At 65.5% G+C, this 22,713-nt stretch carries 22 protein-coding genes; 15 read left to right on the top strand and 7 right to left on the bottom strand.

The genetic code is table 11. The features are described from left to right. The first annotated feature begins 15 nt into the window (after positions 1 to 15). The 4 genes from HD883_RS23755 to HD883_RS23740 all read left to right on the top strand — a co-directional run bounded on the left by HD883_RS23755 (position 16) and on the right by HD883_RS23740 (position 5,209). Positions 16 to 810, top strand: a complete 795-nt coding sequence (locus tag HD883_RS23755; protein WP_179589428.1) for a cyclase family protein — start codon at positions 16 to 18, stop codon at positions 808 to 810. A gap of 69 nt (positions 811 to 879) precedes the next feature. Next, positions 880 to 1,851 (top strand): Bug family tripartite tricarboxylate transporter substrate binding protein, encoded by a 972-nt coding sequence (locus HD883_RS23750; RefSeq protein ID WP_179589426.1) that lies wholly within the window; start codon positions 880 to 882, stop codon positions 1,849 to 1,851. A 64-nt stretch (positions 1,852 to 1,915) separates the two neighbouring features. Beyond that, positions 1,916 to 2,887: a fumarylacetoacetate hydrolase family protein gene (locus tag HD883_RS23745; RefSeq protein WP_179589424.1), complete on the top strand. Its 972-nt coding sequence runs from the start codon at positions 1,916 to 1,918 to the stop codon at positions 2,885 to 2,887. Positions 2,888 to 2,962: 75 nt separating this feature from the next. After that, a complete protein-coding gene (locus HD883_RS23740) occupies positions 2,963 to 5,209 on the top strand; it encodes a hybrid sensor histidine kinase/response regulator (protein WP_179589416.1) in 2,247 nt (748 codons plus the stop codon). A gap of 59 nt (positions 5,210 to 5,268) precedes the next feature. Here HD883_RS23740 and HD883_RS23735 read toward each other — a convergent pair whose 3' ends face one another. Then, a complete protein-coding gene (locus HD883_RS23735; protein WP_179589415.1) occupies positions 5,269 to 6,129 on the bottom strand; it encodes an IclR family transcriptional regulator in 861 nt (286 codons plus the stop codon). A 140-nt stretch (positions 6,130 to 6,269) separates the two neighbouring features. Between HD883_RS23735 and HD883_RS23730 the strand changes: the two genes are divergently transcribed. Together HD883_RS23730 and HD883_RS23725 are read left to right on the top strand one after the other, a co-directional pair. Then, positions 6,270 to 7,064, top strand: coding sequence for an RraA family protein (locus tag HD883_RS23730; RefSeq protein WP_179589414.1), 795 nt, complete (start codon positions 6,270 to 6,272; stop codon positions 7,062 to 7,064). A 58-nt stretch (positions 7,065 to 7,122) separates the two neighbouring features. Continuing rightward, complete coding sequence (locus HD883_RS23725; RefSeq protein ID WP_257022615.1) at positions 7,123 to 8,130, top strand: Bug family tripartite tricarboxylate transporter substrate binding protein; 1,008 nt, start codon at positions 7,123 to 7,125, stop codon at positions 8,128 to 8,130. Positions 8,131 to 8,149: 19 nt separating this feature from the next. Here HD883_RS23725 and HD883_RS23720 read toward each other — a convergent pair whose 3' ends face one another. After that, positions 8,150 to 8,746 carry a nitroreductase family protein gene (locus tag HD883_RS23720; protein ID WP_179589413.1) on the bottom strand — a complete coding sequence of 199 codons (597 nt, stop codon included), beginning with the start codon at positions 8,744 to 8,746 and terminating at the stop codon, positions 8,150 to 8,152. A gap of 174 nt (positions 8,747 to 8,920) precedes the next feature. Beyond that, on the bottom strand, positions 8,921 to 10,390 hold the full coding sequence (locus HD883_RS23715; protein WP_179589412.1) for an amidase: 1,470 nt from the start codon (positions 10,388 to 10,390) through the stop codon (positions 8,921 to 8,923). A 128-nt stretch (positions 10,391 to 10,518) separates the two neighbouring features. On the opposite strand from HD883_RS23715, the gene HD883_RS23710 reads away from it, so the two are divergent. The 9 genes from HD883_RS23710 to HD883_RS23670 all read left to right on the top strand — a co-directional run bounded on the left by HD883_RS23710 (position 10,519) and on the right by HD883_RS23670 (position 19,960). Next, positions 10,519 to 11,487: an ABC transporter substrate-binding protein gene (locus HD883_RS23710; protein WP_179589411.1), complete on the top strand. Its 969-nt coding sequence runs from the start codon at positions 10,519 to 10,521 to the stop codon at positions 11,485 to 11,487. Between the two features lie 14 nt (positions 11,488 to 11,501). Next, complete coding sequence (locus tag HD883_RS23705) at positions 11,502 to 12,350, top strand: ABC transporter permease (protein WP_218863583.1); 849 nt, start codon at positions 11,502 to 11,504, stop codon at positions 12,348 to 12,350. Further along, positions 12,347 to 13,162, top strand: coding sequence for an ABC transporter ATP-binding protein (locus HD883_RS23700; RefSeq protein WP_179589410.1), 816 nt, complete (start codon positions 12,347 to 12,349; stop codon positions 13,160 to 13,162). The genes HD883_RS23705 and HD883_RS23700 overlap by 4 nt, the downstream gene beginning before the upstream one ends. Before the next feature lie 50 nt (positions 13,163 to 13,212). Then, positions 13,213 to 14,106, top strand: a complete 894-nt coding sequence (locus tag HD883_RS23695; RefSeq protein ID WP_179589409.1) for an ABC transporter substrate-binding protein — start codon at positions 13,213 to 13,215, stop codon at positions 14,104 to 14,106. A gap of 10 nt (positions 14,107 to 14,116) precedes the next feature. Continuing rightward, positions 14,117 to 15,316 carry an LLM class flavin-dependent oxidoreductase gene (locus tag HD883_RS23690; protein ID WP_179589408.1) on the top strand — a complete coding sequence of 400 codons (1,200 nt, stop codon included), beginning with the start codon at positions 14,117 to 14,119 and terminating at the stop codon, positions 15,314 to 15,316. A 135-nt stretch (positions 15,317 to 15,451) separates the two neighbouring features. Next, complete coding sequence (locus HD883_RS23685) at positions 15,452 to 16,141, top strand: TetR/AcrR family transcriptional regulator (protein ID WP_179589407.1); 690 nt, start codon at positions 15,452 to 15,454, stop codon at positions 16,139 to 16,141. A gap of 60 nt (positions 16,142 to 16,201) precedes the next feature. Next, on the top strand, positions 16,202 to 16,759 hold the full coding sequence (locus HD883_RS23680) for a sugar dehydrogenase complex small subunit (protein WP_179589406.1): 558 nt from the start codon (positions 16,202 to 16,204) through the stop codon (positions 16,757 to 16,759). Positions 16,760 to 16,781: 22 nt separating this feature from the next. Further along, positions 16,782 to 18,413 carry a GMC family oxidoreductase gene (locus HD883_RS23675; RefSeq protein WP_179589405.1) on the top strand — a complete coding sequence of 544 codons (1,632 nt, stop codon included), beginning with the start codon at positions 16,782 to 16,784 and terminating at the stop codon, positions 18,411 to 18,413. Further along, on the top strand, positions 18,410 to 19,960 hold the full coding sequence (locus HD883_RS23670) for a c-type cytochrome (protein WP_179589404.1): 1,551 nt from the start codon (positions 18,410 to 18,412) through the stop codon (positions 19,958 to 19,960). Before HD883_RS23675 ends, HD883_RS23670 begins: the two co-directional genes overlap by 4 nt. Positions 19,961 to 19,995: 35 nt before the next feature. Here HD883_RS23670 and HD883_RS23665 read toward each other — a convergent pair whose 3' ends face one another. The 4 genes from HD883_RS23665 to HD883_RS23650 all read right to left on the bottom strand — a co-directional run bounded on the left by HD883_RS23665 (position 19,996) and on the right by HD883_RS23650 (position 22,668). After that, positions 19,996 to 20,139 (bottom strand): hypothetical protein, encoded by a 144-nt coding sequence (locus HD883_RS23665; RefSeq protein WP_179589403.1) that lies wholly within the window; start codon positions 20,137 to 20,139, stop codon positions 19,996 to 19,998. Between the two features lie 33 nt (positions 20,140 to 20,172). Then, positions 20,173 to 20,811 (bottom strand): RidA family protein, encoded by a 639-nt coding sequence (locus tag HD883_RS23660; RefSeq protein WP_179589402.1) that lies wholly within the window; start codon positions 20,809 to 20,811, stop codon positions 20,173 to 20,175. Positions 20,812 to 20,881: 70 nt separating this feature from the next. Next, positions 20,882 to 21,898 carry a Bug family tripartite tricarboxylate transporter substrate binding protein gene (locus HD883_RS23655; RefSeq protein ID WP_179589401.1) on the bottom strand — a complete coding sequence of 339 codons (1,017 nt, stop codon included), beginning with the start codon at positions 21,896 to 21,898 and terminating at the stop codon, positions 20,882 to 20,884. Positions 21,899 to 22,086: 188 nt separating this feature from the next. Further along, positions 22,087 to 22,668 (bottom strand): DMT family transporter, encoded by a 582-nt coding sequence (locus tag HD883_RS23650; protein ID WP_179589400.1) that lies wholly within the window; start codon positions 22,666 to 22,668, stop codon positions 22,087 to 22,089. Positions 22,669 to 22,713 lie beyond the last annotated feature (45 nt).

Genomic DNA, 22,713 nt, shown 5'->3' with positions numbered 1-22,713 from the left:
AACAACGAGACCGCCATGACACGCCGCCTGATCGACCTGTCGATTTACCTCGAAAACGATGTTCTGTCCGACCCGCCCGCCCTGGCGCCCAAGATCACCTACGAAAACCACAAGGAAAGCGTTGCCGGCTTTCAACGCCTGCTGCCGGGCCTGAAGGCCGAGGACCTGCCCGATGGCGAAGCGGCGGCGGCCGAATGGGTGACGCTGACCACGCACAGCGGCACGCACCTGGATGCGCCCTACCACTTCCATTCCACGATGAACCAGGGCGAACGCGCCATCAGCATCGACGAAGTGGACCTGAACTGGTGCTTCCAGCCTGCCGTCAAACTGGACTTTCGTCACTTCCCCGACGGCTATGTCGTGACCGCCAGCGACGTCGAAGCGGAACTGGCGCGTATCGGCCACACCTTGAGTCCCCTTGAAATCGTGCTGGTGAACACGCGCGCCGGCTCCCGCTATGGCCACCCCGACTACGTGGATGTCGGGTGCGGCATGGGCTACGAAGCCACCATGTATCTGCTGGAGCGCGGCGTGCGACTGACCGGCACCGACGCATGGAGCTGGGACGCGCCGTTTTCCTACACGTCGCGCAAGTACCTGGAAACGGGCGACAAGTCGCTGATCTGGGAAGGCCACAAGGCCGGCCGCGACATCGGCTACTGCCACCTGGAAAAGCTGCACAACCTGGAAGCCCTGCCGGCCAATGGATTCTTCGTGAGCTGCTTCCCGCACAAGGTTCGCGCGGCGTCTGCCGGATGGACCCGCGCGGTCGCGATCTTTGACGACCGGCTGTTCATGGCCGCTTGACCGGCCCGCCCCGCTACGCAACAAACAAAGTTGTCATTAACAACTATCTGGTTTACGGAGACATCTATCGTGCCCCTGCTCGCCCCCCGCTTCCTGCTCACCTGCCTGGCCCTGTGCGCCAGCGCATCGGCCGTTGCCGCCTATCCCGACAAGCCCATCCGGCTGGTCGTGCCCTATGTGGCCGGATCGCCCGCCGACAATGCCGCCCGCCGCCTGGGCGAAGGCCTGACACAGCGTCTGGGCCAGACCGTCATCGTCGAAAACAAGGCCGGCGCCAACGGCATGATCGGCAGCGAACAGGTCGCCCGCGCGGCCGCCGACGGCTACACGATCATGATCGGGAACATGGACACCCACGCCCTGAATCCGCTGCTCTACAAGACGATGCGGTACGACCCGGTGCGGGACTTTGAACCGGTTTCGCTGCTCGGCATGCTCAGCACGATCCTGGTCGCGAGGCCGGGCGCCACGTTCAGCGACGGTCCGTCGCTGATCGCGCAGGCCAAACGGGAACCCGGCAAGCTGACCTATGGCAGCTGGGGCCTGGGCAGCGTCGCACATCTGTGGGGCGGGCTGGCCGAAGACCTGGCCGGCATCCAGTTGCTGCACGTGCCCTTCCAGGGCACGCCGGCGGCCCTGAACGCGCTGCTCGGCAGCCAGATTGACCTGCTGTTTGCGCCGCCGTCGGTGGCCGTCGCCAACGCCAAGACAGGCAAGCTCAAGATCATCGGATCCACCGCGGCCAAACGCCTGGCTGCCTATCCGGACGTCCCGACCCTGGCCGAGCAGGGCTTTGCGAACTATGAAGGCACGACCTGGTTCGGCATCTTTGCGCCCGCCAAAACGCCGGTGGATCGACTGGACCTGCTGAACAAGGAGATCCGCGCGGTGCTGGCCAGCCCGGCCATGATGGAGACGGCCGCGACGCTGACCATGGACGTGCGCGGCGGCGACCGCCAGCAGCTGGCCACGGTGATGCAGGAAAGCCGCGCCAAGTGGGGCCGCATCATCCAGGAAAAGAACATTTCGTTGACCGAATAAACGATCGGCGACAAGACCCCGGCTGCCCTGGCGCGCAGCCCGCTTCACCCGACAAAGGATCCTGATGAAACTTGCCACACTCAAGGACGGCAGCCGCGATGGCCGGCTGGCCGTCGTCTCCCGTGACCTGGCCTGGGCGGTATACCCCGGCGAGCCCCGCACGATGCAGGCCGCGCTGGAACGATGGGACGACGTGGAAGCCACCCTGACGGCGCTGTACGACCAGCTCAATGCCGGCAACGCGGCCGACGCCTTCGCCTTCGACCCGCACAACGCCATGGCGCCGCTGCCTCGCGCCTATCAATGGCTGGATGGATCGGCCTATACGAACCATGGCCAGTGGATGGAACGCGCCTTCAACCTGACACCGATAGACACCACGCTGCCCCTGATGTACCAGGGCGGGTCCGACGATTTGCTGGGCCCGCACGACGACGTGCCCTTTCGCGACGACGCACACGGTATCGACTGCGAAGCCGAAGTCGTTGTCGTTGTCGACGATGTGCCCTTTGGCGCCAAGGCGGCGGATGCCGCCGCGCATATCCGCCTGGTCATGCTGGCCAACGACTGGAGCCTGCGGGGCCTGCAGCCGCGCGAAATGAAGACCGGCTTCGGTTTCATCCATGCCAAGCCGTCCACGTCGTTCGCCCCGGTGGCCGTCACGCTGGACGAACTGGGCGAGCACTGGCACGACGACCGCCTCCATCTGCCCCTGGCCGTCGACATCAATGACCGGCGCATCGGCCAGCCCAACGCGGGGGAAATGAGCGTGGGCTTTGGCCGGCTGCTTGAGCACGCCGCCTTCACGCGCCGCCTGCGCGCCGGCACCCTGATCGGATCCGGCACGGTGTCGGATGCGGCCGACGGCGCCGGGTCTGCCGCCTTGGCCGAGGTGCGCGCCATCGAACAGGTCACGCAGGGCCAGATCCGCACGCCCTTCCTGACCTTTGGCGATCGCGTGCGGATGGACATGCAACGGGACGGCGCGTCGATCTTCGGCGTCATCGATCAGCAGGTGGTCAGCGCGCTCGGGTAATATTGCGACCGCCGTCCGCACAAACCGGACGCCGCGCGGTTTGTGCGCGAACGAAGCCTACCAAGGACGTTGTCGTTGCCCCGAGTCAGGTCGTCCCGTCGTCCCTTGTCATTGCGGCTCCTGCTGATCCTGCTGATCGGCGCGGGGCTGCTGCCGCTGGCGCTGCTCGGCATCTGGGGCATCAAGGCTGTCGTCAACCAGCACCACGCCGATCTGGAACGCGCGACGCTGGACATGTCCCGCGCCCTTGCGTCCGCCGTCGATGCCGAAATCGAAAGCACCGTCGCCGCGCTGATCACCCTTTCCTACCATCCCGCACTGACGGCCGACCGGCTTGAAGAGTTCTATGGCGTGACGCGCGATGCGGTGCGCGCGCGGCCGTACTGGCGATCGGTGATCCTGACCGATGGCGCGGGCCGCATCCTTTTCCGGTCCAGCATGCCCTTCGGTTCGAACGGCGTGCGGCTGACGGACCCCGAGAGCCTGGAACAGGTGCTCAAGGAAAAGCGGCCCATGGTGGGACAGGTCCGTGAAGGACAATTCGGCGGCTTGGCCCTGCCCGTGCGCGTGCCGGTCATGACGGGCGGCCAGGTCCAGTACGTGGTGTCGGCGGCCTTGCTGCCCGACCGTATCCACGAAATCCTGGCGCGCCAGGACATCCCCAACGGGTGGGTGATCACGGTGGCCGACCCCCACAATCAGCGCCTGGCCCGTGCGCCGGAACACAGCGCCTTTGTCGGCAAGCCGGTCACGCCATCCCTGGTCAATCTGATGGCGGGCGTCGACACCGCCGGCAACGGCACGGCATTGAATGGCGACGGCGTCGAGTCGGTCGCGGGGATCACCAAGCTGCCCCGCTGGGGGATCTCGGTGATCGTCGGCGCGCCCACGTCCTTGCTGGACCGCGCCTTGTGGACCGCCCTGGCCATGTACGCGGCCGCGCTGGCGCTGTCCCTGTTCGCCTGTCTGCAGGCGGCGCGAGCGATCTCGCGCCGGATCATTGCGGGAATCAACGATCTGCAACAGCAGGCCGGCGACCTGGGCCAGGGCCGGCCGGTCCGCGCGCACCCGTGCGGCATCCTGGAAATCGACCAGCTGGCCACCTCGCTGCAAGCCGCGTCGGTGGACCGGCTGGCGGTCGAACAGCAACGCGAAGCGCTGCTCGGCAACCTCAACCGGTCACTGGGATCCTTGCGCGTGGCGCTCGACCAGGCCCAGCAAGCCGCGCGCGCCAAGGACCACTTCCTGGCCGTGCTCGGCCATGAACTGCGCAACCCGCTCGCCCCGATCGTCTCCACCCTGGACCTGATGGACCTGCGCGGCGGCGACGTCTATCAACGCGAGCGGCAGATCCTGCGCCGCCAGGCCACCCACCTGCACCGGCTGGTCGACGACCTGCTCGACGTGTCGCGCATCGTGCAGGGCAAGCTGTCCTTGAACACCCAGCCCGTGCTGCTGAACGCGCTGGTGGCGCGAGCCCACGAATCCATCCTGGCGACCGTGCCAAAACGGTCCGCGCCGCTGACGCTGGTCCTGCCGCCGCACGACGTCTGGGTGCAAGGCGACGAAGCCCGCCTGCAGCAACTGGTGGTGAACCTGCTCGGCAACGCCGTGCGGCATTCGCCCGATGCGCCCGTGCAGGTTCGAGTCGATGGCAGCGGATCCACCGCAACCATCGTCGTCGCCGATGCCGGCACCGGCCTGAGCGCCGACGTGCTGGAAAAGATCTTCACGCCCTTCTACCAGGCCCCCCAGTCGATTGCACGATCGACCGGCGGCCTGGGCCTGGGCCTGACCATTGCCCGCAGCATCGTCGACATGCACGGCGGCACCATCACCGCGCACAGCGCCGGCCTTGGCCAGGGCTGTGAATTTCGCGTCGACCTGCCCCTGGGCCGCGAAGCCATCGCCGCCGCCCCGTCCGTGCCCTGGTCGGCGCCGCGCCAGGCCGCGCGCATCCTGGTCGTCGACGACAACATCGACGCCGCCGCCACCATTGCCGAGGCCCTTGCCGTGTCCGGCCACGACGTGCGCGTCGCCCACTCCGCCACGGCGGCCCTGGCCATGGCCGCCGACTTTGCTCCCGCCATCGCCGTGCTCGACATCGGCCTGCCGGACATGGACGGCTTTACCCTGGCCCGCCGCCTGCGGGCCAGCGGCCTGCCCAGCGACCTGATCTTGATCGCCATTACCGGCTACGGCCAGCTGGAAGATCGCCAGCGCGCCATGCAGGCCGGGTTCGATCTGCACCTGACCAAGCCGGTGGCGATCGGTGCGCTGCTGGACGGGATCGAGACAATAAGAGCGGCGCGAGCGGCGTAAGCGCGTGAACTGGCGCCGGGACATTTACGACCTTGCATGCCGTGACCGGGCCTCGTGATCTACGCGCGCAACCCGACCGGCTTGTCTTCCAGTTCGCCGATGCGCCGGGACGCGTCCTGCAAGCGCGGCACGACCCCGAGCACCGTTTCCCTTTCCTTTTCGGTGCTTGGCGACAGCAGCAACAGACTCCCTACGACCTGGCCGGCCACGGTCAACACCGGCACCGCCAGCGCAAGCACCTTGGCGTTGCGCCGGCCGACGGTGGCGGCATAACCCTGCTTGCGGATCGCGGCCAGTGCGCCCCGAAAACTTTTCCAGTCCTCTCCCAGCCCCGCCTCTCGGATCTCGGCCGCCTTGGCCAGATAGAGCGCGCGAATCTGATGCGGCGCCAGGTACGCCAGGATGGCCTGCGACCCCGCGCCCTGAAACAGCGGCAGCACTGATCCCCGCCCCCGGTAGATCGGCATCTTTTCCTTGTTGTAGACAATCTCGTCCGCGCCGACCTGATGCGTGCACAGCACGCGGTCTTTGAACAGCGTGCACAACAGCAGCGTGCGGTTCTGGCACAGATCCGCCAAGTCCGCCATGACGACCTTGCCTGCGTTCAGCAAGGGGTCGGAGTTCTGCAGCAGGCGTTCGAGCTCGATGACGCGTGGGCCCAGGGCATAGCGCCCCTTGCCCCGCTGCACCAGAAAGCCGCGCTCACCCAATTCCTGCAGATAGCGATAGGCCGTCGACCGGCCCACGCCCAGGTGCTCGGCAACGCCGTCGATCTGAATAACAGTGGCGTCGGGCGAGAACAGATCAAAGATGTCGAGCATCCGGGATAGCGCGCTGCCACCGCCGCTCGAGTCGGCCGGGCCGGACAGTGCGTCCACCGGGTCCGGTGTGTCTGAAGTCGTGGCATTGCGTGGGGACATCGTAAGCCGCTGTGAGGACGAAGGCGCAATGATCGCACAAGGGTTCGTCCGAAAACCACCTTCTCATGCGAAAAATAATTTTTCTTTCCTTGTAGGAATTAATTTATTCCGATATTGTTGGAAAACCTAATGGAGGCGACATGACCCAAAGCAGACAGGAAGTCCTGAACGACTACGAGGAATACAAGGCGCAAGGCCGCATCTGGGGACAAGTGCCGGTCGAACGCATCACGAAGATCAAATTCCCGCGCACGCCAAAAGCTGTCATCGACCGCTACCTGGCCCTGCCGGACCTGACCACGACCGTGTCCGATCTGCTGGACGGATTCGGCGTGCAAAGCGTCATTGCAGCGTCCTATATCAAACCGCTGATCGACGGAAAAAAGATCGTCGGCAATGCCGTCACGCTGCGTTCGATTCCGGAACGCAAGACTCCCACCCAGGGCTACATCGACAAAGAGCCGATCAAGATGTCGACGCGCGAGATCTACTATCTGTCGGAACCGGGCGATGTGCTGGTCGCGGACTTTGCCGGCAATCTGGACATCTCGAACATGGGCGGCCAGTCGGCCCTGGTCGCCAAGACCCACGGGTTTGTCGGTGCGATCGTGAACGGCGCCGTGCGCGACCTGCCCGCGATCCGCGAGATCGACTATCCGGTCTGGGCCGCGGGCGTCACGCCGATCACTGGCAAATTCCGCATGGAAGCGATGGAGATCAATGGACCGGTACGGGTGCATGACGTGGTCGTGTATCCCGGCGACCTGATCGTGGCAGACGACTCCGGCATTTGTGTCGTGCCCGCCGAATTGGTGGAACCGCTGATCGACGAAGCGGAACGTGTCGGCGGCGCGGAGGATCACATGCGCGCCCTGATCGAATCCAAGGCACCGATCTCCGAATTGCGCCCGTTTTTCCGCAAGCGGTACGACTAGACCTGCTCTAGCAGGCAAGAGGGCGTACGCGCCCTGCTTCACCCTTCAGGAGACACGCATGATCTCAGCGACACCTATGCTGGGCGCGCTTGCTCACGGCGCCCTGCCCTCGCTGGCCGCGATGGTGTGGGCAGCCGTGCTGCCCACCGCCGCCGTTGCCCAGCCCTATCCTTCTTCCGCCATCAAGCTGGTCGTGCCGTTTGCGCCGGCTGGCGGCACCGACGCCGTGGCCCGTGCCGTCGCACAATCGCTGTCCCGGCAACTGGGCCAGACCGTCGTGGTAGAAAACCGGCCTGGCGCGGCGGGCGCCCTGGGCACCATGAACGTGGTACGCGCCAAGCCCGACGGCTACACCCTGCTGCTCGGGAGCAACGGCCCGATCGCTGTCAGCCCGGGGCTCGACCCCAAGCTGCAATACGACCCCGCGCGAGACCTGGTCGCCGTGGCAGGGATTGCCGCAGTCCCCTTTTTGCTCGCGGCCAACAAAGACCTGCCCGCCAACTCGGTCAGCGAATTGCTGACCTTGGCGCGTAACAAGCCTGGCACGATCAACTTCGCGTCGCCTGGCACCGGCACGACCAACCACCTAGTGGGCGAACTGCTCAATACCCTGGCCAAGGTCAATATGGTCCACATTCCGTATAAGGGCGCGGCGCCCGCCATGAACGACGTGGCCGGCGGCACCGTGCAGTTCATGTCGGGCGATATCAGCACCTTGCTTCCGATGATCCAGGGCGGGCGCTTGAAAGCCCTGGCAGTCACGGGGGCAGCGCGCAGCCCGTTGCTGGCATCGGTGCCGACCGTGGCCGAAAGTGGCGTTCCAGGATTCGAGGCCAACGGGTGGTTCGGCCTGTTTGCGCCAAAATACACGCCCAGGGACGTGGTGACCAAGCTGTCGGACGCGGTCAGGCAGGCTCTGGTCGACCCGGACGTGGCGGACCGGATTGCGACGTTGGGCGGCAGCACGATGCCGATGTCGACCGAGACCTTTACCGACTTTTCCGCCAGCGAGCGGGCGAAGTGGAAAAAGGTGATCGACGCCAATCAGATCAAGCCTTCCGAGTAAGCCTGGGCTGTCGATTCCCCTAACCCCGAAACTTCCCGGCAAACGCCAACGCCGACAGCGGCTGGCGTGGGCTGGGCGTTTCGCGTTGTCGCAGCGATTCGGACAACTGGGCGATATCGCCCGGCTTGCCGATCACGACACCTGCCTGGATGGCATAGGCGGGCGGCACGTCCAGTGTGGCGCGGATCTTGTCGCGTTCGATCCCCGCAATGCCATGGGTGGACCAGCCCGACAGGCTGGCCTGCAAGGCCAGATGGGCCCAGGCCGCGCCTGCATCGAACGCGTGCGTGGCCAGGTCCTGGTCTTCGGTCTTGCCGGGTGGCGTGAAGCGCGTCTGCGACAGGATGAACACGATGGCCGAGGCGCTTTGCGCCCACGCGCGATTGAAGTCGTTGACCAGACCCAGGTACAGATCCCAGTCGGACGTCCCGCGGCGCGCGTACAGGAAGCGCCAGGGTTGCGAGTTGAACGCGGACGGTGCCCACCGAGCCGCCTCCAGGAAGGTCAGCAGCGTCCCTTCGGCAATCGGCTCACCGGAAAAGGCGCGCGGCGACCAACGGGCGACGAATTGCGGATCGACTGGAAAATCGGCCTGGCGGGAATTGGGAATGGACATAAGCGCGCTCCTGTTCGTTGAGCCAATCAGTTAATGATAATCGGCTTATACGATTATCGAATGACCATAAATGTTTTTTGTTCTTGCACTATCGAAATTTACTTTCACGCATTTCGGTCTCTGCAATTCGAACTGTGCGGATTAATAATCCCACACCGATACTCAAACACCCCGTCACAAAATGGCCTTGCGAAATAAAGGCGGAATGGCAAATCCATAATGATGCCGTTCCAGGTGCTGCGCCAATGCCATGCACGTGCGGTCCGACCCGAACCGCCCGATGAGTTGCGCGCCCACGGGCAGTCCGGCCCCCGACACGCCAATCGGCGCCGTCGTGCTGGGCAGGTACGACGCTGACGCCAGCCCCAGCCAGAAATAATCATTGGCAGAAGGTTCGTCCTTGCCATTCACCGTCACCTGCCGCGCATGCTTGGGCGTGTCCCCCACCAGGGTGAACGCCGGGGTCGAAGCGACCGGACACAGGACCGCGTCGTACCGGCTGAAAAAGTCCCGCCACGCCTGGATAAGCCCATGCCGGCGCTGCTCGAATCCGACCCAGTCTCGGTGCGTCAGCACATTGCCGCGCAAGAACAGCGCGCGGTAGCTGCGGTCAGCCGGGTCCAGGCCGGAAGCGGCCGCGATGTTGGCGTCCCAATCGGCATCGCTCTGGCGGCCACTGGTCGCCGCCCTGAGCAGGTGCACATAGATCTCGTAGGCATCCCGGCTGTCGAACGCCGGCCGGGCCGTTTCGTCCACGTCCACGCCGGATCGCCGCAGGCTGTCGGCGGCGGCGTGCAAGGCGTCGCTGACGGACGCATCCACCGGAAAGGCCGGGTCGTCCGCCCATAGGGCGACTCGATAACGATCGGCCAGGCGCGGGCCGGGCGGGTCCAGATCCAGACGCCACCCGGCACCTGCTTCGGGGTCGGGTCCGGCCATGACGTCCAGCGCCAAGGCCAGATCTCCCGCACTGCGGGCCAGCGGTCCATAGACCGTGATGTCGGACGGCGCCACGCTGCCGGGCTTGGCGTGGCCGCGGCCGGGCACCAGGCCAAATGACGGCTTGTGCCCCCAGACGCCGCAATAATGCGCAGGCATGCGGATCGATCCGCCGATATCGCTGCCGATCTCCAGCGCACTGAAGCCCGACGCGAGCGCAGCCGCCGATCCGCCTGACGATCCCCCGGGCGTGCGTGTGACGTCCCAGGGGTTGCGCGTCGTCCCGTAGACAGGGTGAATCGTCTGCCAATCCGCCAGGTTGGGCGGCACGTTGGTCTTGCCCAGCACGATCGCGCCGGCGGCCTGCAGGCGCTCGACCGTCAGGGCGTCCCGCGCCGCGATGTTGCCGCCCAAGGCCGCCAGCCCGAAGGTCGACGGCAGCCCCTGCACATCGAACGAATCCTTCACCGTGATCGGCACGCCATGCAGCGGCCCCCATGACACCCCGTTTGCCCTGGCCGCGTCCGCCGCTTCGGCGCGCCGCCGGGCGATGTCGGCCTGCAGCACCACCACCGCATTGATGGCCGGGTTGTGCTGCGCGATCCGCGCCAGAAAGACGTCCACGACCGCCCGCGATGACGTTTCGCGGTCGTGGATCTTCCTGGCCAGCCCAACCGCCGACGCATAAACGATTTCATTCGACATTATGCAAACTCGAAAAACAGATATGGTTATGTGAATATGCAAACTCGAAATCTGCATAACGATTGAACGATTATGCAAAACTGCCGGTGATATAGTCCAAATATCAAAATCAGTATAAAGCCGTCAAAATGACTTTACCGAAACAGTTTCTGCATATATTAATAACCAGTTCATTCCTTTCGCTGGTTCCCACGCTGACCCAGGGCCAGACAATCACGGTCAAACTGGCGGCCGCACAGAACTCGCTGGGATCCCTGCCCCTGGTGATCGCCGAACAGAAAGGCTTTTTTGCCGAAGAAGGCCTCAAAGTCGAAACCATCGACTTCAAGGGTGGCGCACCTGCCGTCCAGGCCTTGGCCGCGGGCAGTGTCGACGCCTGCATCTGCGCTGCCGACCACGCCGTGCGTTTGCGCAGCCGTGGTCAGGGCGGCCTGGTGCTGGTCGCCTTGACCGAATACCACGGCTACGGTCTGGTCACGCTGGCGTCGTCACCCGCCAAGACCCTGGCCGACCTGCGCAGCAAGCCGGTGGGCATCACGTCGGCGGGCAGCCTGACCGACAACACGATCCGCTACTTCATCAACGAGGCGGGCTTCCATCCCGATCGCGACTTTCAGCTGATCGGGGTGGGCACGGGCGGTCCGATGCGCGCCGCGATCGAAAGCGGATCAGTGGCCGCCGGCATGCTGACGACACCCGACGTGCAGGCCGCCCTGGCGTCCGACGGCAAGTTCCGGCTGGTGCAGGACTATCGCCGCCTGCAGTACCCGGCGCTTGATCTGGTCGCGGTCGAAAAATGGACCAAGGCCAACCCCGAGACGGCACGCAAGCTGGTGCGCGCCGTGGTCCGCGCCGAACGCCTGGTGCAGACCGACCCCGCCGCGGTCGTTGCGGGCGTCAACCAGATGTTCCCGGCACTCAAGCCCGAACTGCGCAAGGTGCTGGCCGAAGAAGCGCCCAAGCTGGCGTCGCCCGACGGCAAGATGGCGCGCGGCGGCTACGACCTGATGGTCAAGATGATGAAGACGGGCGACCTCACCCTGAAGGCGCCGACCTACGAGTCGGTGACCGCGGGCGACTTCCTGCCGAAAGACTGAACGGATCGACGCCCATGAAAAGCATTCTTGCCGACGCCCTGCCGCTCGCGCAGACGGCGCGTGCCGATACGGCCCCGCAGACACAGATCGCTGCGCGCAAGCCCGGTGCGCTGACCGCCGCGCGTCGCCTGCTGGTGCAGCAGATCGCCCTGCTGCTGGTCATTCTTGCCGTCTGGGAAGCCGCCGGCGCCTGGCTGGTCGATCCGTTCTGGAGCAGCCGCCCCAGCCTGATCGCCGAACGCCTGTGGATACTGGCCGGCACGGGTGACCTCTGGATCCACCTGAGCACGACCATTTCCGAAGCCGGCATCGGCCTGGCCATGGGCTGCGGCGTCGGCATTGCACTGGGCCTGCTCATGGCGCGCTTCGACCGCGCCACGCGGGTGGCCGAGCCCCTGTTCATGGGCCTGTACAGCCTGCCCCGCGTCGCGCTCGCGCCGCTGTTCGTGCTGTGGTTCGGCATCGGTCTGCTGGCCAAGGTGATGATGTCGTTTTCGATGGTGGTGTTTGTTTTCGTGCTGAATGTGCTCGAAGGCATCCGGTCGCTGGATCGGGACCCGATCGACCTGCTTCGCACCATGCGCGCCAGCCCCTGGTACATCGCGCGGCGCGTGCTACTCCCCGCCGTGCTGCCCTGGATCGCGGCCGCTTTCCGGATCGCTGTCGGCCTGTCCCTGATCGGTGCGGTGGTCGGCGAACTGATCGGGTCGAGCAGCGGCCTGGGCTGGTACATCGAAAAATCGGCGGGCCAGCTCGACACCACGGGGGTGTTTGCCGGAATCATCAGCCTGCTGATCGTTGCGATGGTCGCCAATCTGCTGGTGACTCTGGTGTTCCGCAAACTGACGGGGTGGCGGCAATGACCGGTCAGGCCACACTGGACCGCGTCGTGGCCACCCACCCCGCGGCCGCGCCCACGCTGCAGGTCGATGACCTGTCCGTCGTCTTCCATGGCGCCGCGGGCCAGGTCATTGCCATCGACCGCATGACGCTGACCGTCCAGCCGGGCGAATTCGTCGCCATCGTCGGCCCCAGCGGCTGCGGCAAATCCACGCTGCTGCGTGTGGCATCGGGCCTGGCGCCGGCCCACTCGGGCAACATCCGCGTGAACGGCGCGGTGGTGGACGGCCCGCCCCCGGGAGTCGGCTTCATGTTCCAGCGCGACACGCTGTTGCCCTGGGCCACCGTCAGACAGAACATTGCAGTCGGCTGCGAACTGTCGGGCCTGGCGCCGTCAAAACACGCCGCCCGCATCGACGAACTGATCGACCTTGTGCACCTGCAGGGCTTTCACCATCACTACCCGGCGGCGCTGTCGGGCGGCATGCGCCAGCGGGTGTCATTGGCGCGGCTGCTGGCTTACGAGCCCGATGTCTACCTGATGGACGAGCCCTTCGGCGCGCTTGATTACCAGACCAAGATCGTGATGGGCCGAGAACTGCTGCGCATCTGGGAAGCCCATCGCAAGTCCATCGTGTTCGTCACTCATGACATCGAAGAAGCCGTTGCCCTGGCCGATCGTGTCGTGGTGATGAGCCCCCGACCGGGACGCATCGTGGCCGAACACGTCATCGACCTGCCCCGCCCGCGTGACCCCCGAACCCTGCGTGGCGATGTGCGCTTCGGCGCTTACTGCCGCGATATCTGGGCCGCCCTCGCCATCGACGAGCGCTGACCCTTCCTCCCCATTCACCTGCCGCGCGCCGGCCGCGCCAAGGACACCTCATGAAACTTCGCTTCGGCGCTCACCCTTCCAACCTGACCCTGACCGCGATCACCCATCACGCGCCCTTGCAGCAATCGCTGCGCGATGCGGGCCACGATCCCGAATTCCTCTGGTATCCCGAAGGGCGACTGATGCAAGACCTGGCCGCGTCCGGCAAGGTCAACGTGATCGGCACCGGCACCACCCGCGCCGTTGTCGCGCAGGCCGAAGGGCTGCAGATCGCCTACATCGGCGCCTCCACGCAGCGCCGCAGCTGGTCCGCCATCCTGGTGCCGGAAGGCTCCCCCATCAAGACAGCCAGCGACCTGGCGGGCAAACGCATCGGGCTGATCGAAGGGTCGTTCCAGACCTACTTCCTGCTGGCCGCCCTGGACAAGGTCGGCCTGAACTACGAGTCGGTGGATCACCGCAACCTCAAGCCCGGCGAATCCCAGGCCGCACTGCGCGCGGGCGACATCGACGCGTGGGTCGCCATGGACCCGTATCTGACCACGGCGTTTTCGGCGGGTGGACTGACCAAGGTCGCGGAATGCGACGGCGTGATTTCGAACCGGTCGGTGTTCTGGGTACTGCAGGACGTGGTCGATGCCGGACCCGAGGTGGTGCAAACGGTGTTCGATGCCCTGGCCGCTACCGATGCGTGGATCGGCGCCGACCCGGCCCGCGCAGGTGCTTTGTTTGCCAAATGCATCGGCAACGGGCTGTCTGCCGACGAGTGGGCCAAGGGCATCGCCAAACGGGAATGGGGCATCCATCTGCCCGATGCCGAACTGATCCAGGAACAGCAGACCGAAGCCGACCTGCTGGCGAAACACGCCCTGCTGTCCCGGCGCATCAACGTCAATGACGCCGTGCTTCCTTTCGCGCTGCACGCCCGCGCCGCCACGGTCTGAGGAATCTACCATGACATCTGCTTCACACCCATCCCCCGCTGCCACAACGTCCCGCGCCGAATTCTTCTGGCGTATCCCGACCCATGGCGATGGCCGTTCGGTCGCCTCGTCTTCCTGGAACCGGGGCGAATGGAAGTCCGCCAGCGCACGATCGATCGCACCGGGTCAACGCGACGGCGCGCCCGACGCCTATGGCTACATCGACTACATGGCGCAGGTGGCCAAGGCCTGCGAGCTGGCCGGCTTTGACGGCGCCCTGGTGCCCTCGTCGCTGGTCAGCGACGAACCGCTGATGGTGGCCGCTGCCCTCGCCCGCGAAACCCGCACCCTGCGCTTCATGACCGCCTTCCAGCCCGGCTTCATCACCCCGGCATACGCCGCCAAGATGGGCGCAACCCTGCAGCGCATCAGCGGCGGCCGGCTTGAATGGAATGTGATCACCGGCGGCAGCGCGCCCGCGCAACTGGCCTATGGCGACGTGCTGCCCCATGACGACCGGTACGTGCGCACCGGCGAATGGCTGGACGTGATCGACGGCTTCTGGAAAGGCTCGCCCTACGACCATAAAAGCAGCCTGTACGAAGTGCGGGGTGGTGGCCTGACCGCTCCGCTGTCCAACACGCGCAAGCCCGGCATCTACTTTTCGGGCGCATCCGAGCCCGCCCTGCAAGTGGCGGCCCGCCATGCCGACTACTACCTGATGTGGCTCGAACCGCTCGAACAGATGCAGGCCACCATGACCCGCCTGAACCGGATGGCCGCCGAACACGGGCGCACACCGGGCTACGGCCTGCGCGTCGACGTGTTTGCCCGCGAGACCGAAGAGGAAGCCTGGGCCGAGGCCCGCCGGCTGTGGGACGGCTTTGACCCCACCGCGCCCAAGAAGGCCAATCCCATGACCAGCGTCGGCGGCGGCGATTCCGTTGGCGCGCAACGTCAGGCCGCCCTGCGCAATCCGGAAGCCAGCCGTTTCGAGGACTACCTGATCGGCCCCAACCTGTGGTCAGGCCTGGGCGTGATCCGCCCTGGCCCCACCATCGGCATCTTCGGCAGCTATCAACAAGTGGCCGATCGCCTGGTGGAGTATGTCGACGCGGGCTTCGGCAACTTCATCCTGGCCGCCAATCCCCACCTGGAAGAAGCCCTTCGTATTGGCGAAGAAGTGCTGCCTCGCGTGCGCGCCGCGCTGGCGCAACGCAAGGCCAGCTAGCCCTTTTCGCACCGGCCAGGTTCTGTCGGCGAGGCCGGCATGCGCTCTTTGCGGGAGCGCATGCCGGCCTCGTTCAGCTTAAATTTAGAATGATCATTCTAAACTCGCATACAGAAGAGCCAAGAGGTGGCCACATTGAGACGAAACACACAGGCAGCGGAAGGCGTGACGACCACGCCGACGAACGTTGAAGCAACGAAAGCCGACGCGCGGCGCAACCAGGTATTGGATGCGGCGGCGGAATGCTTTCGCCGGGACGGCTTTCGTGGCACCAGCATTCAGCGCATTTCGACCGCCGCAGGCATGAGCCCGGGCCACATCTATCACTACTTTGACAACAAGGAAGCGATCGTGGATGGCATCGTGCGACGCCACATGGACGAGCGGCTGGCCATTGCCGACCGCATCGTACCGGCGTCCGTGACGGTGGGCGTGCTGCAGGCCGCGGCGGACCTGTTCGACGACGCGATGCAGTTGCGGCTGGGGCACGAGCGCGCGTCGCTCGCGCTGGAGGTTCTGGCCGAGGGCATTCGCAATCCCGCCATTGGCGCCGTGCTGCAGCAGGCCGATGCCCATGCCGTGACACGCGTGTTCAACCGGCTCAAGGATTCGCCAGAACTGCGGCCCATGACAGAGGCCGAGCTCAAGGCGCGGCTGTCCGTCATCCACACCTTGCTCGACGGATTGACGGTGCGCACCGCGGTCGACCCCGCCATGGACATGGCTGCGATCGCGCCGGTCATGGCCGAGGTCGTCCGCTTCGTTCTCCAGGGCCTTGCCGCGCCCGACCCGGAATCGCCGACTTTGGCGGCTCCGCCCGTTTGACCCGGGCAAGAACCGCGCATGTGCTTCTTGCCCTTACCAGGATGACGCAAGAAGCCAACGATGTCCGACTATTCCCTTCCCAACGCCTTGCCGCAGGTTTCGCGGCGCACCGTGCTGTTCGGCGGCGCCGCGCTGCTTGGCAGCTATCTTGCCGGCACCTCGCTGCCGTCGTTTGCCTTGGCAGCCTCCGCGCAAAAGCCCGCTGCCGATGACGCACAACTGACTCGCTTCATGCGGCTGTCGAACCTGCTGGTCAATCACCGGCTCGACCCGCGCGTGGGCGCGCGCATCCTTCAGACCGCCGCCGCCGACCACGCCGACCTGCCGGCGCTGACCGACGCGCTGATCGGCATTGCCGAGCGCAAGCAGGCCACGATCGTTGAAGACTTCTTTGATGACATCCCCGACGGCAAGGCCAAGGATCTGGCGCACTGGATCATCTTTGCCTGGTACTCGGGCGTGTCATCGGCCAAGCCCACCGCCAGGGTGTTCACCTTCGAGCAGGCGCTGACCTTCCAGACCACGATCGATGTCGTCACCATCCCGTCGTATGGCATCTCTGGCCCCAATCAATGGCGTCAGGTCACCGTGCCGCTGAGCCCCCTGCCTCGCTTCTGAGCGCCTTCTTCCGGAATCTCCCATGACCCCCACCTCTTCCGCCGATGTCATCATCGTCGGCACCGGCGTCGTCGGCATCGTCATTGCCGAAGAACTGCTGGATGCCGGCGTCTCGGTCCTGATGCTTGAAGCCGGGCCTCGCGTCTCGCGCGCGCAGATCGTCGAAAACTTCCGCAACCTGCCGCTGGGACTGAAGGGCAGCGCGTCGTCGTCCTACCCGCCGCGGCCCTGGGCGCCGCACCCGATGCCGCCCACCGGCAACCCCGACGACACGTACCTGCAACTGACCGGGCCGGACTCCTACGACCAGACCTTCATCCGCTATGCCGGCGGATCGACCTGGCACTGGGCCGGCACCTGCTGGCGCATGACACCCGATGACCTGCGTCTGCATTCGCTGTATGGCGTGGGCCGCGACTGGGCGTTCGACTACGACACGCTCGAGCCCTATTACGTCCGCACCGAATACAAGCTTGGCATCTGCGGCCCGTCGGACCCGGCGCTGCAGTGGCCGCCCCGGCGCTCCAAGCCCTACCCGATGGGACCGCTGCCCTTCAGCCCCGGCGAGCAGCGCTTTACCGAGGTCGTGAAGACGCTGGGCTACACCAACATCCCGACCGCGCAGGCCCGCAACAGCGGCGTGCCCTACGACGAACGGCCGGCCTGTTGTGGCAACAACAACTGCGTGCCCGTGTGCCCGATCGGCGCCAAATACGACGGCGCCACCGCGCTGGCCCGGCTCGAAGCCAAGGGTGCGGTCATCCTGAGCGACGCCGTGGCCTACCGGGTGGAAACCAATGCGCGCCAACAAGTTGAAGCCGTCCACTACTTCGACCAGAACAAGGTCAGCCATCGCGTGACCGGCAAGCACTTCGTGCTGGCCTGCAACGGGCTCGAAAATCCCAAGCTGTTGCTGATGTCCGCCGACGACCGCAATCCCAATGGCGTCGCAAACCGCTCGGACCAGGTCGGCCGCAACATGATGGACCACCCGCAACTGGGCCTGTCGGTCAGCTTGTCGGAACCGTACTGGTCGGGCGTCGGCCCCGTGGTCAACAGCGGCATCATGGAGACGTCGCAAGGCGCCTTCCGCAGCGAACATGCCGGTGCGTATTTCCGCTTCAACAACTTTGCCCGCAACCGGTTCGTGACGTTCAACGCGCTCAAGACCGGCCTGGTCGGCAAGGCCCTGGATCAGGAAATCCGCCGCCAGACGGCCTGCACTGCCGACATCATCCTGGCCCACGAAATGCTGCCGCATGCCGACAACCGACTGACGCTGTCCGGCAAGAAGGATTGGCTGGGCCTGCCCAAGCCGTCCATCCATTACGACGTGGGCGACTACGTGCGCAAGTCGGCCGAGCAGTACTCGCTGCCCATCGGCCGCAAGATCGCCGCCGCGATGGGCGCAACCGACGTCAAGCTCACTCCCAAATTCAACCAGAGCAAACACATCATGGGCGGCACGATCATGGGCAACGACCCCGCCAATTCGGTGGTCGATGCCGACTGCCGCTCGCACGACCACGCCAACCTGTTCTTGCCGGGCGGCGGCGCGATGCCCAGCACGGCCTGCGGCAACAGCACCATCACCATGGTGGCCCTGGCCTTCAAGGCCGCCGATGCGTTGGTCAAACAGGCGAAGGGGGCATGATGCGACGTTCGTACACACGGCTGTCGGGATCCGGCATCTCGCTCATGGCGGCACTGGTGCTGATGACGGCAACGATGGCGACCCACGCCGCGGCCCCCACTGCTTCTGCCGACCAGGCGATGATCGATCGCGGCCGCTACCTTGCGACCGCGTCGGACTGCATCGCCTGCCACACCACGCACCACGGCAAGCCGATGGCCGGTGGCCTCGTCATGTCGTCGCCCGTGGGCGACATCGTCTCGACCAATATCACGCCCTCCAGGACCCACGGCATCGGCACCTACACGGAACAGCAGTTCTCGAACGCCGTGCGCAAGGGCGTGCGGGCCGACGGCGCGCACCTCTACCCTGCGATGCCCTATCCGTCGTACGCGGTCATGACGGACGACGACATCCACGCGATGTACGTCTATTTCATGCACGGCGTGGACGCGGTCGACAAGGAAACGGCGCCCACCACCCTGCCGTTTCCCATGAACTTGCGCTTCCTGATGACCGGCTGGAACCTGCTGTTCGTGCCCGACGCGCCGCTCGTTGCCGATCCGGACAAGTCAGAAGCATGGAACCGTGGCCGCTACCTGACCTTGGGCGCCGCGCACTGCAGCACCTGCCACACGCCGCGCGGCTTCATGATGCAGGAGCAGTTGGGCAAGAGTCTGGGCGGTGCGCAAGTGGGCCCCTGGTACGCACCGAACATCACGCCCGACAAGGCCACCGGTATCGGCACGTGGTCGCAGGAAGACCTGGTAACCTACCTGCGCACCGGCCGCGTCGAAGGCAAGGCACAGGCGGCCGGCAGCATGGCCGAAGCCATCTCGTTCAGCTTCAGCAAGCTGACGGATGACGACCTGAACGCCATCGCGACGTATGTGCGGGACGTGCCGGCGGTGCGGACGGGAGCGGCGTCGACGTCTGCGGCATCGGCGTCGGCGTCGGCGTCGGCGGCATCAGCGTCGGCGGCATCAGCATCGCCGTCTGCGCCCGCGGGCAAGGCGGACGGTGCGCCCGTCGCCACGCGTTTCGACCGGGGCACGGCCAGCAATGACCTGCCGGACTTCCGCGGCGAAGGCTACGTCAACGGCCTGCATGGCCGCAGCCCAGGCGGACAGCTGTTTTCGGCCAACTGCGCGTCCTGCCACGGCTACAACGCGCAAGGCACGCAAGACGGCTACTACCCCAGCCTGTTCAGCAACTCCGCCACCGCGGGCGCCAATCCCAGCAACCTCATCGCCACCATCCTGTACGGCGTGGATCGCAACACCCCGGCGGGCCACGTGTTCATGCCCCCCTTCGGCAGCCACCCCAACGCCGTCACGTCATTGAACAACGACGAAGTCGCCCTGCTGGCCAACTACGTCTTCGAGCACCATGGCGACGCCTCGCTGAAGGTGTCTGCGCAAGATGTTCAGCAGATCCGCGAAGGCGGCCCCCGCTCCAACCTGGTGACCCTGGCCCGCATTGGCATGGCGGCAGGTTTCCTGGTGGTCGTGCTGCTGGTAATGGTGGGGATGGGGATGCGGCGGCGACGCAGTCGGTCAGCACGCTGATTGTTGACGGCATCCACTGACCGCATCCGGTCCATTCAATCGTGGCGCGCTGGAGGCAACCCGGACGCCACGACCCCCAGCGTGACCGCCGACGCCTTGGCCGTGTAGGTGCCTACGCGGCCAAGTACCTGCCGGGTCCATGCCATCATGCGCCTAGGCGCCAGGGCGTTGAGTGTCATGCGCTTCCCCTTGTTTCCGACTACCGGATACGGCTATTTGTTTGCGGCGATCGCCGCCACGACGTCGACCTCGAACATCATTCCCGGCCTGGCCAATTGCACGACGTTCAGGAAGGTATGGGGCGGGAGGGGGAAGCCGGCAAACGTCTCGCGGCGGCACGTGCCCATTTCTTCACGGTAGCGGACGTCGGTCACGTAGCTGGTGACCTTGACGATATCGCCGAGGGTGGCGCCATTCGCAGCCAGTGCCGCTTTGACTTTCGACCAGGCGAACCGGCACTGCTCAAGAAAGTTGTCGACGTGCCGGACAGTGCCCTTGTCTGGATCTTCCGAGCCTATGCCCGCAAGGTAGATCGTCTTTGCGGGGCCGGTGACCGTCACGGCTTCCGAGAACGCGCCTTTGGCGAATTCGCTGTAATTGAAGTTCTTCTTTTCGAAGGTCTGCGCACACGCGGCATTGCTGACCAGCACCGCGGCGCTGACGGCATACATCAAAGACTTCAAGGTTCTCGACACAAACACCTCCAGGCACCGATGCATCGGTGGATCGCATGCAAAAAAAGAGGGGGCCATGCGCTGAAACAGTGCGCACGACGCCGCCTCATCCACCCAATGCATATTCCATGCCTTGGAGCCATACGAAACCTTTACCGGGCAGGTAAAGCCGAACACGCTCAACCTTGAGCGGTATCCCCATTCGGAAGGCTCCGTGTGGTGCGCTTTGCACCGACTTGCACCGCAGCTATCGGGTTGCGGCTTCCAACGATCGGATATCGGCGCCGTTGCGGTCAAACTCGATAGCAACCTGCTCACGCAGCGCCTTCGATGGCTTGAACTGCGCCGTTACGCCGCGCGCCGACATGGCGTTCCGGTACGCATCACTCGCCACCACGGTCGCGACCGCATCGTTGATCTTGTCCACCAAGGCGGGCGGCGCGGTACGCGGCGCAAACATCGCCAGCCAGCTCAGGGTCGTGAAGCCGTCGTAGCCCAGTTCGCGCGCGGTCGGCAGATCGGGCCGCAGCGGCGTGCGTTGGGTATCGGTCACGGCCAGGGGAATGACGCGCGGATCGTTCAGATACGGTGAACCCGTGGCCAGCGCCACGATCGCAGTGGGTATCTGGCCGCCCACCAGGTCCTGCAACGCCGGATTGCCGCTTTTATACGGGATGTGGTTAAGACGGATCTGGGCCTGACGCTGGAAGCGTTCAACGGCCAGGTGCTGGATGCCGCCCACGCCGTTCGTGCCGTAGTTGACTGACCCAGGCTTTGCCTTGGACGCCGCCACGACCTGGTCCAAGGTCTTGTACCCCGCCTGCGCGTTGGCAAAGAACACATAGGGATAGGTGCCCACCATCGCGACTGGCTGCAGATCCCGTAAGGTGTCGTAAGGCATTTCCTTGTTGAAGTGCGGCATGGACACCATCACGCCATCGTCCACGCACAGCAGGGTGTAGCCGTCGCCTTGCGCGCGCGCAACCATGGCAGCGCCGATGACGCCCGCGGCACCTGCCCGGTTGTCGACCACAACCGTCTGCCCCCACAACTTGCCCAGCCCTTCAGCCAGCGACCGGGCCGCGATATCCACCACGCCGCCGGGTCCGTAAGGCACGACCAGCGTGACCGGCCGGTCGGGGAATGCGCCTGTCGTTGCCGCGCCGGCCGGCGGCAAGACGGACGCGATCACGGCCAGGGTCACGGCCAACGCTTTGGCGGCGTACTTGCGCAGGCCACGCAGGCCGGCGGGGATCGAAGGCATCGGACATCTCCTGGACAGGGCCCATGCGGACGGGGGGCGCCGGCCGATGAGTCAGCCGATGCGCCGGAATCGTGCATCGCTGTGCGCCTTGCTTGTGTGGAATGCATATTCCATGCCGTCATGCCTGCACAACCCGCACGCTGGGCACGCCCACCGAGCATGCTCAAACTTGAGCGCGCCACTTGGATTCATGCACCGTGTTGCGCTGCCTGTGCACCGACGCGCACCGCGCTGTCGTGGTCGCCACCGAGGTGGCCTGCACCGTCGTGGGCTGCACCCGGGTGACCGGCACCGCCTTGTGCCGTGCTCCCTGCCATCGCCACCATGGCCATGCCGCCCAGGATCAGCGCGATGCCTGCCAGCCGCACCCAGTTCACCGGTCGCATCGGCAGTCCCATCCAGCCGTAATGGTCGATCAGCATCGACACGATCACTTGCCCGGCCACGACGGCCACGATGAAGGTGCCCGCGCCCAACCGGGGCGTCAGCATCAGCGCGGCAGTGACGTAGATCACGCCTGCCACCCCGCCCAGCCACCCCCACGCCGGCGCCTGCAGCGCCGCCGCAAGGTTGGGCGCGGGCACGCGCAGCGCCAGCAGGACCGGCACAACCATCAGCATGCTGACTGTGAGTGAGGCGACGGTGGCCCAGAGCGGATGACCCAGCGCCCGCCCGACCATGGCATTGCTGGCCGCCTGGAACGGGATCGCGGCGCCTGCAAGCAGGGCAATGCCCATGGGAATGGCACTGGAGAAGGAAAGGCCGAACATGAAGCACTCCTGTATCTGATCCTGAAGGACCCTGGGACTCGGGAA

This window comes from Pigmentiphaga litoralis (assembly GCF_013408655.1).
Lineage (GTDB): Bacteria > Pseudomonadota > Gammaproteobacteria > Burkholderiales > Burkholderiaceae_B > Pigmentiphaga > Pigmentiphaga litoralis_A.
This window is presented reverse-complemented; position numbering and strand designations above follow the sequence as displayed.

Excerpts from the sequence above, each read along its gene's own strand:
- HD883_RS23650 (WP_179589400.1), bottom strand. The coding sequence starts at position 22,668 with ATGTTCGGCCTTTCCTTCTCCAGTGCCATTCCCATGGGCATTGCCCTG.
- HD883_RS23665 (WP_179589403.1), bottom strand. The coding sequence starts at position 20,139 with ATGACACTCAACGCCCTGGCGCCTAGGCGCATGATGGCATGGACCCGG.
- HD883_RS23755 (WP_179589428.1), top strand. The coding sequence starts at position 16 with ATGACACGCCGCCTGATCGACCTGTCGATTTACCTCGAAAACGATGTT.
- HD883_RS23680 (WP_179589406.1), top strand. The coding sequence starts at position 16,202 with ATGTCCGACTATTCCCTTCCCAACGCCTTGCCGCAGGTTTCGCGGCGC.
- HD883_RS23690 (WP_179589408.1), top strand. The coding sequence starts at position 14,117 with ATGACATCTGCTTCACACCCATCCCCCGCTGCCACAACGTCCCGCGCC.
- HD883_RS23670 (WP_179589404.1), top strand. The coding sequence starts at position 18,410 with ATGATGCGACGTTCGTACACACGGCTGTCGGGATCCGGCATCTCGCTC.
- HD883_RS23710 (WP_179589411.1), top strand. The coding sequence starts at position 10,519 with ATGACTTTACCGAAACAGTTTCTGCATATATTAATAACCAGTTCATTC.
- HD883_RS23730 (WP_179589414.1), top strand. The coding sequence starts at position 6,270 with ATGACCCAAAGCAGACAGGAAGTCCTGAACGACTACGAGGAATACAAG.
- HD883_RS23655 (WP_179589401.1), bottom strand. The coding sequence starts at position 21,898 with ATGCCTTCGATCCCCGCCGGCCTGCGTGGCCTGCGCAAGTACGCCGCC.
- HD883_RS23745 (WP_179589424.1), top strand. The coding sequence starts at position 1,916 with ATGAAACTTGCCACACTCAAGGACGGCAGCCGCGATGGCCGGCTGGCC.
- HD883_RS23715 (WP_179589412.1), bottom strand. The coding sequence starts at position 10,390 with ATGTCGAATGAAATCGTTTATGCGTCGGCGGTTGGGCTGGCCAGGAAG.
- HD883_RS23700 (WP_179589410.1), top strand. The coding sequence starts at position 12,347 with ATGACCGGTCAGGCCACACTGGACCGCGTCGTGGCCACCCACCCCGCG.
- HD883_RS23720 (WP_179589413.1), bottom strand. The coding sequence starts at position 8,746 with ATGTCCATTCCCAATTCCCGCCAGGCCGATTTTCCAGTCGATCCGCAA.
- HD883_RS23725 (WP_257022615.1), top strand. The coding sequence starts at position 7,123 with ATGATCTCAGCGACACCTATGCTGGGCGCGCTTGCTCACGGCGCCCTG.
- HD883_RS23675 (WP_179589405.1), top strand. The coding sequence starts at position 16,782 with ATGACCCCCACCTCTTCCGCCGATGTCATCATCGTCGGCACCGGCGTC.
- HD883_RS23695 (WP_179589409.1), top strand. The coding sequence starts at position 13,213 with ATGAAACTTCGCTTCGGCGCTCACCCTTCCAACCTGACCCTGACCGCG.
- HD883_RS23735 (WP_179589415.1), bottom strand. The coding sequence starts at position 6,129 with ATGTCCCCACGCAATGCCACGACTTCAGACACACCGGACCCGGTGGAC.
- HD883_RS23705 (WP_218863583.1), top strand. The coding sequence starts at position 11,502 with ATGAAAAGCATTCTTGCCGACGCCCTGCCGCTCGCGCAGACGGCGCGT.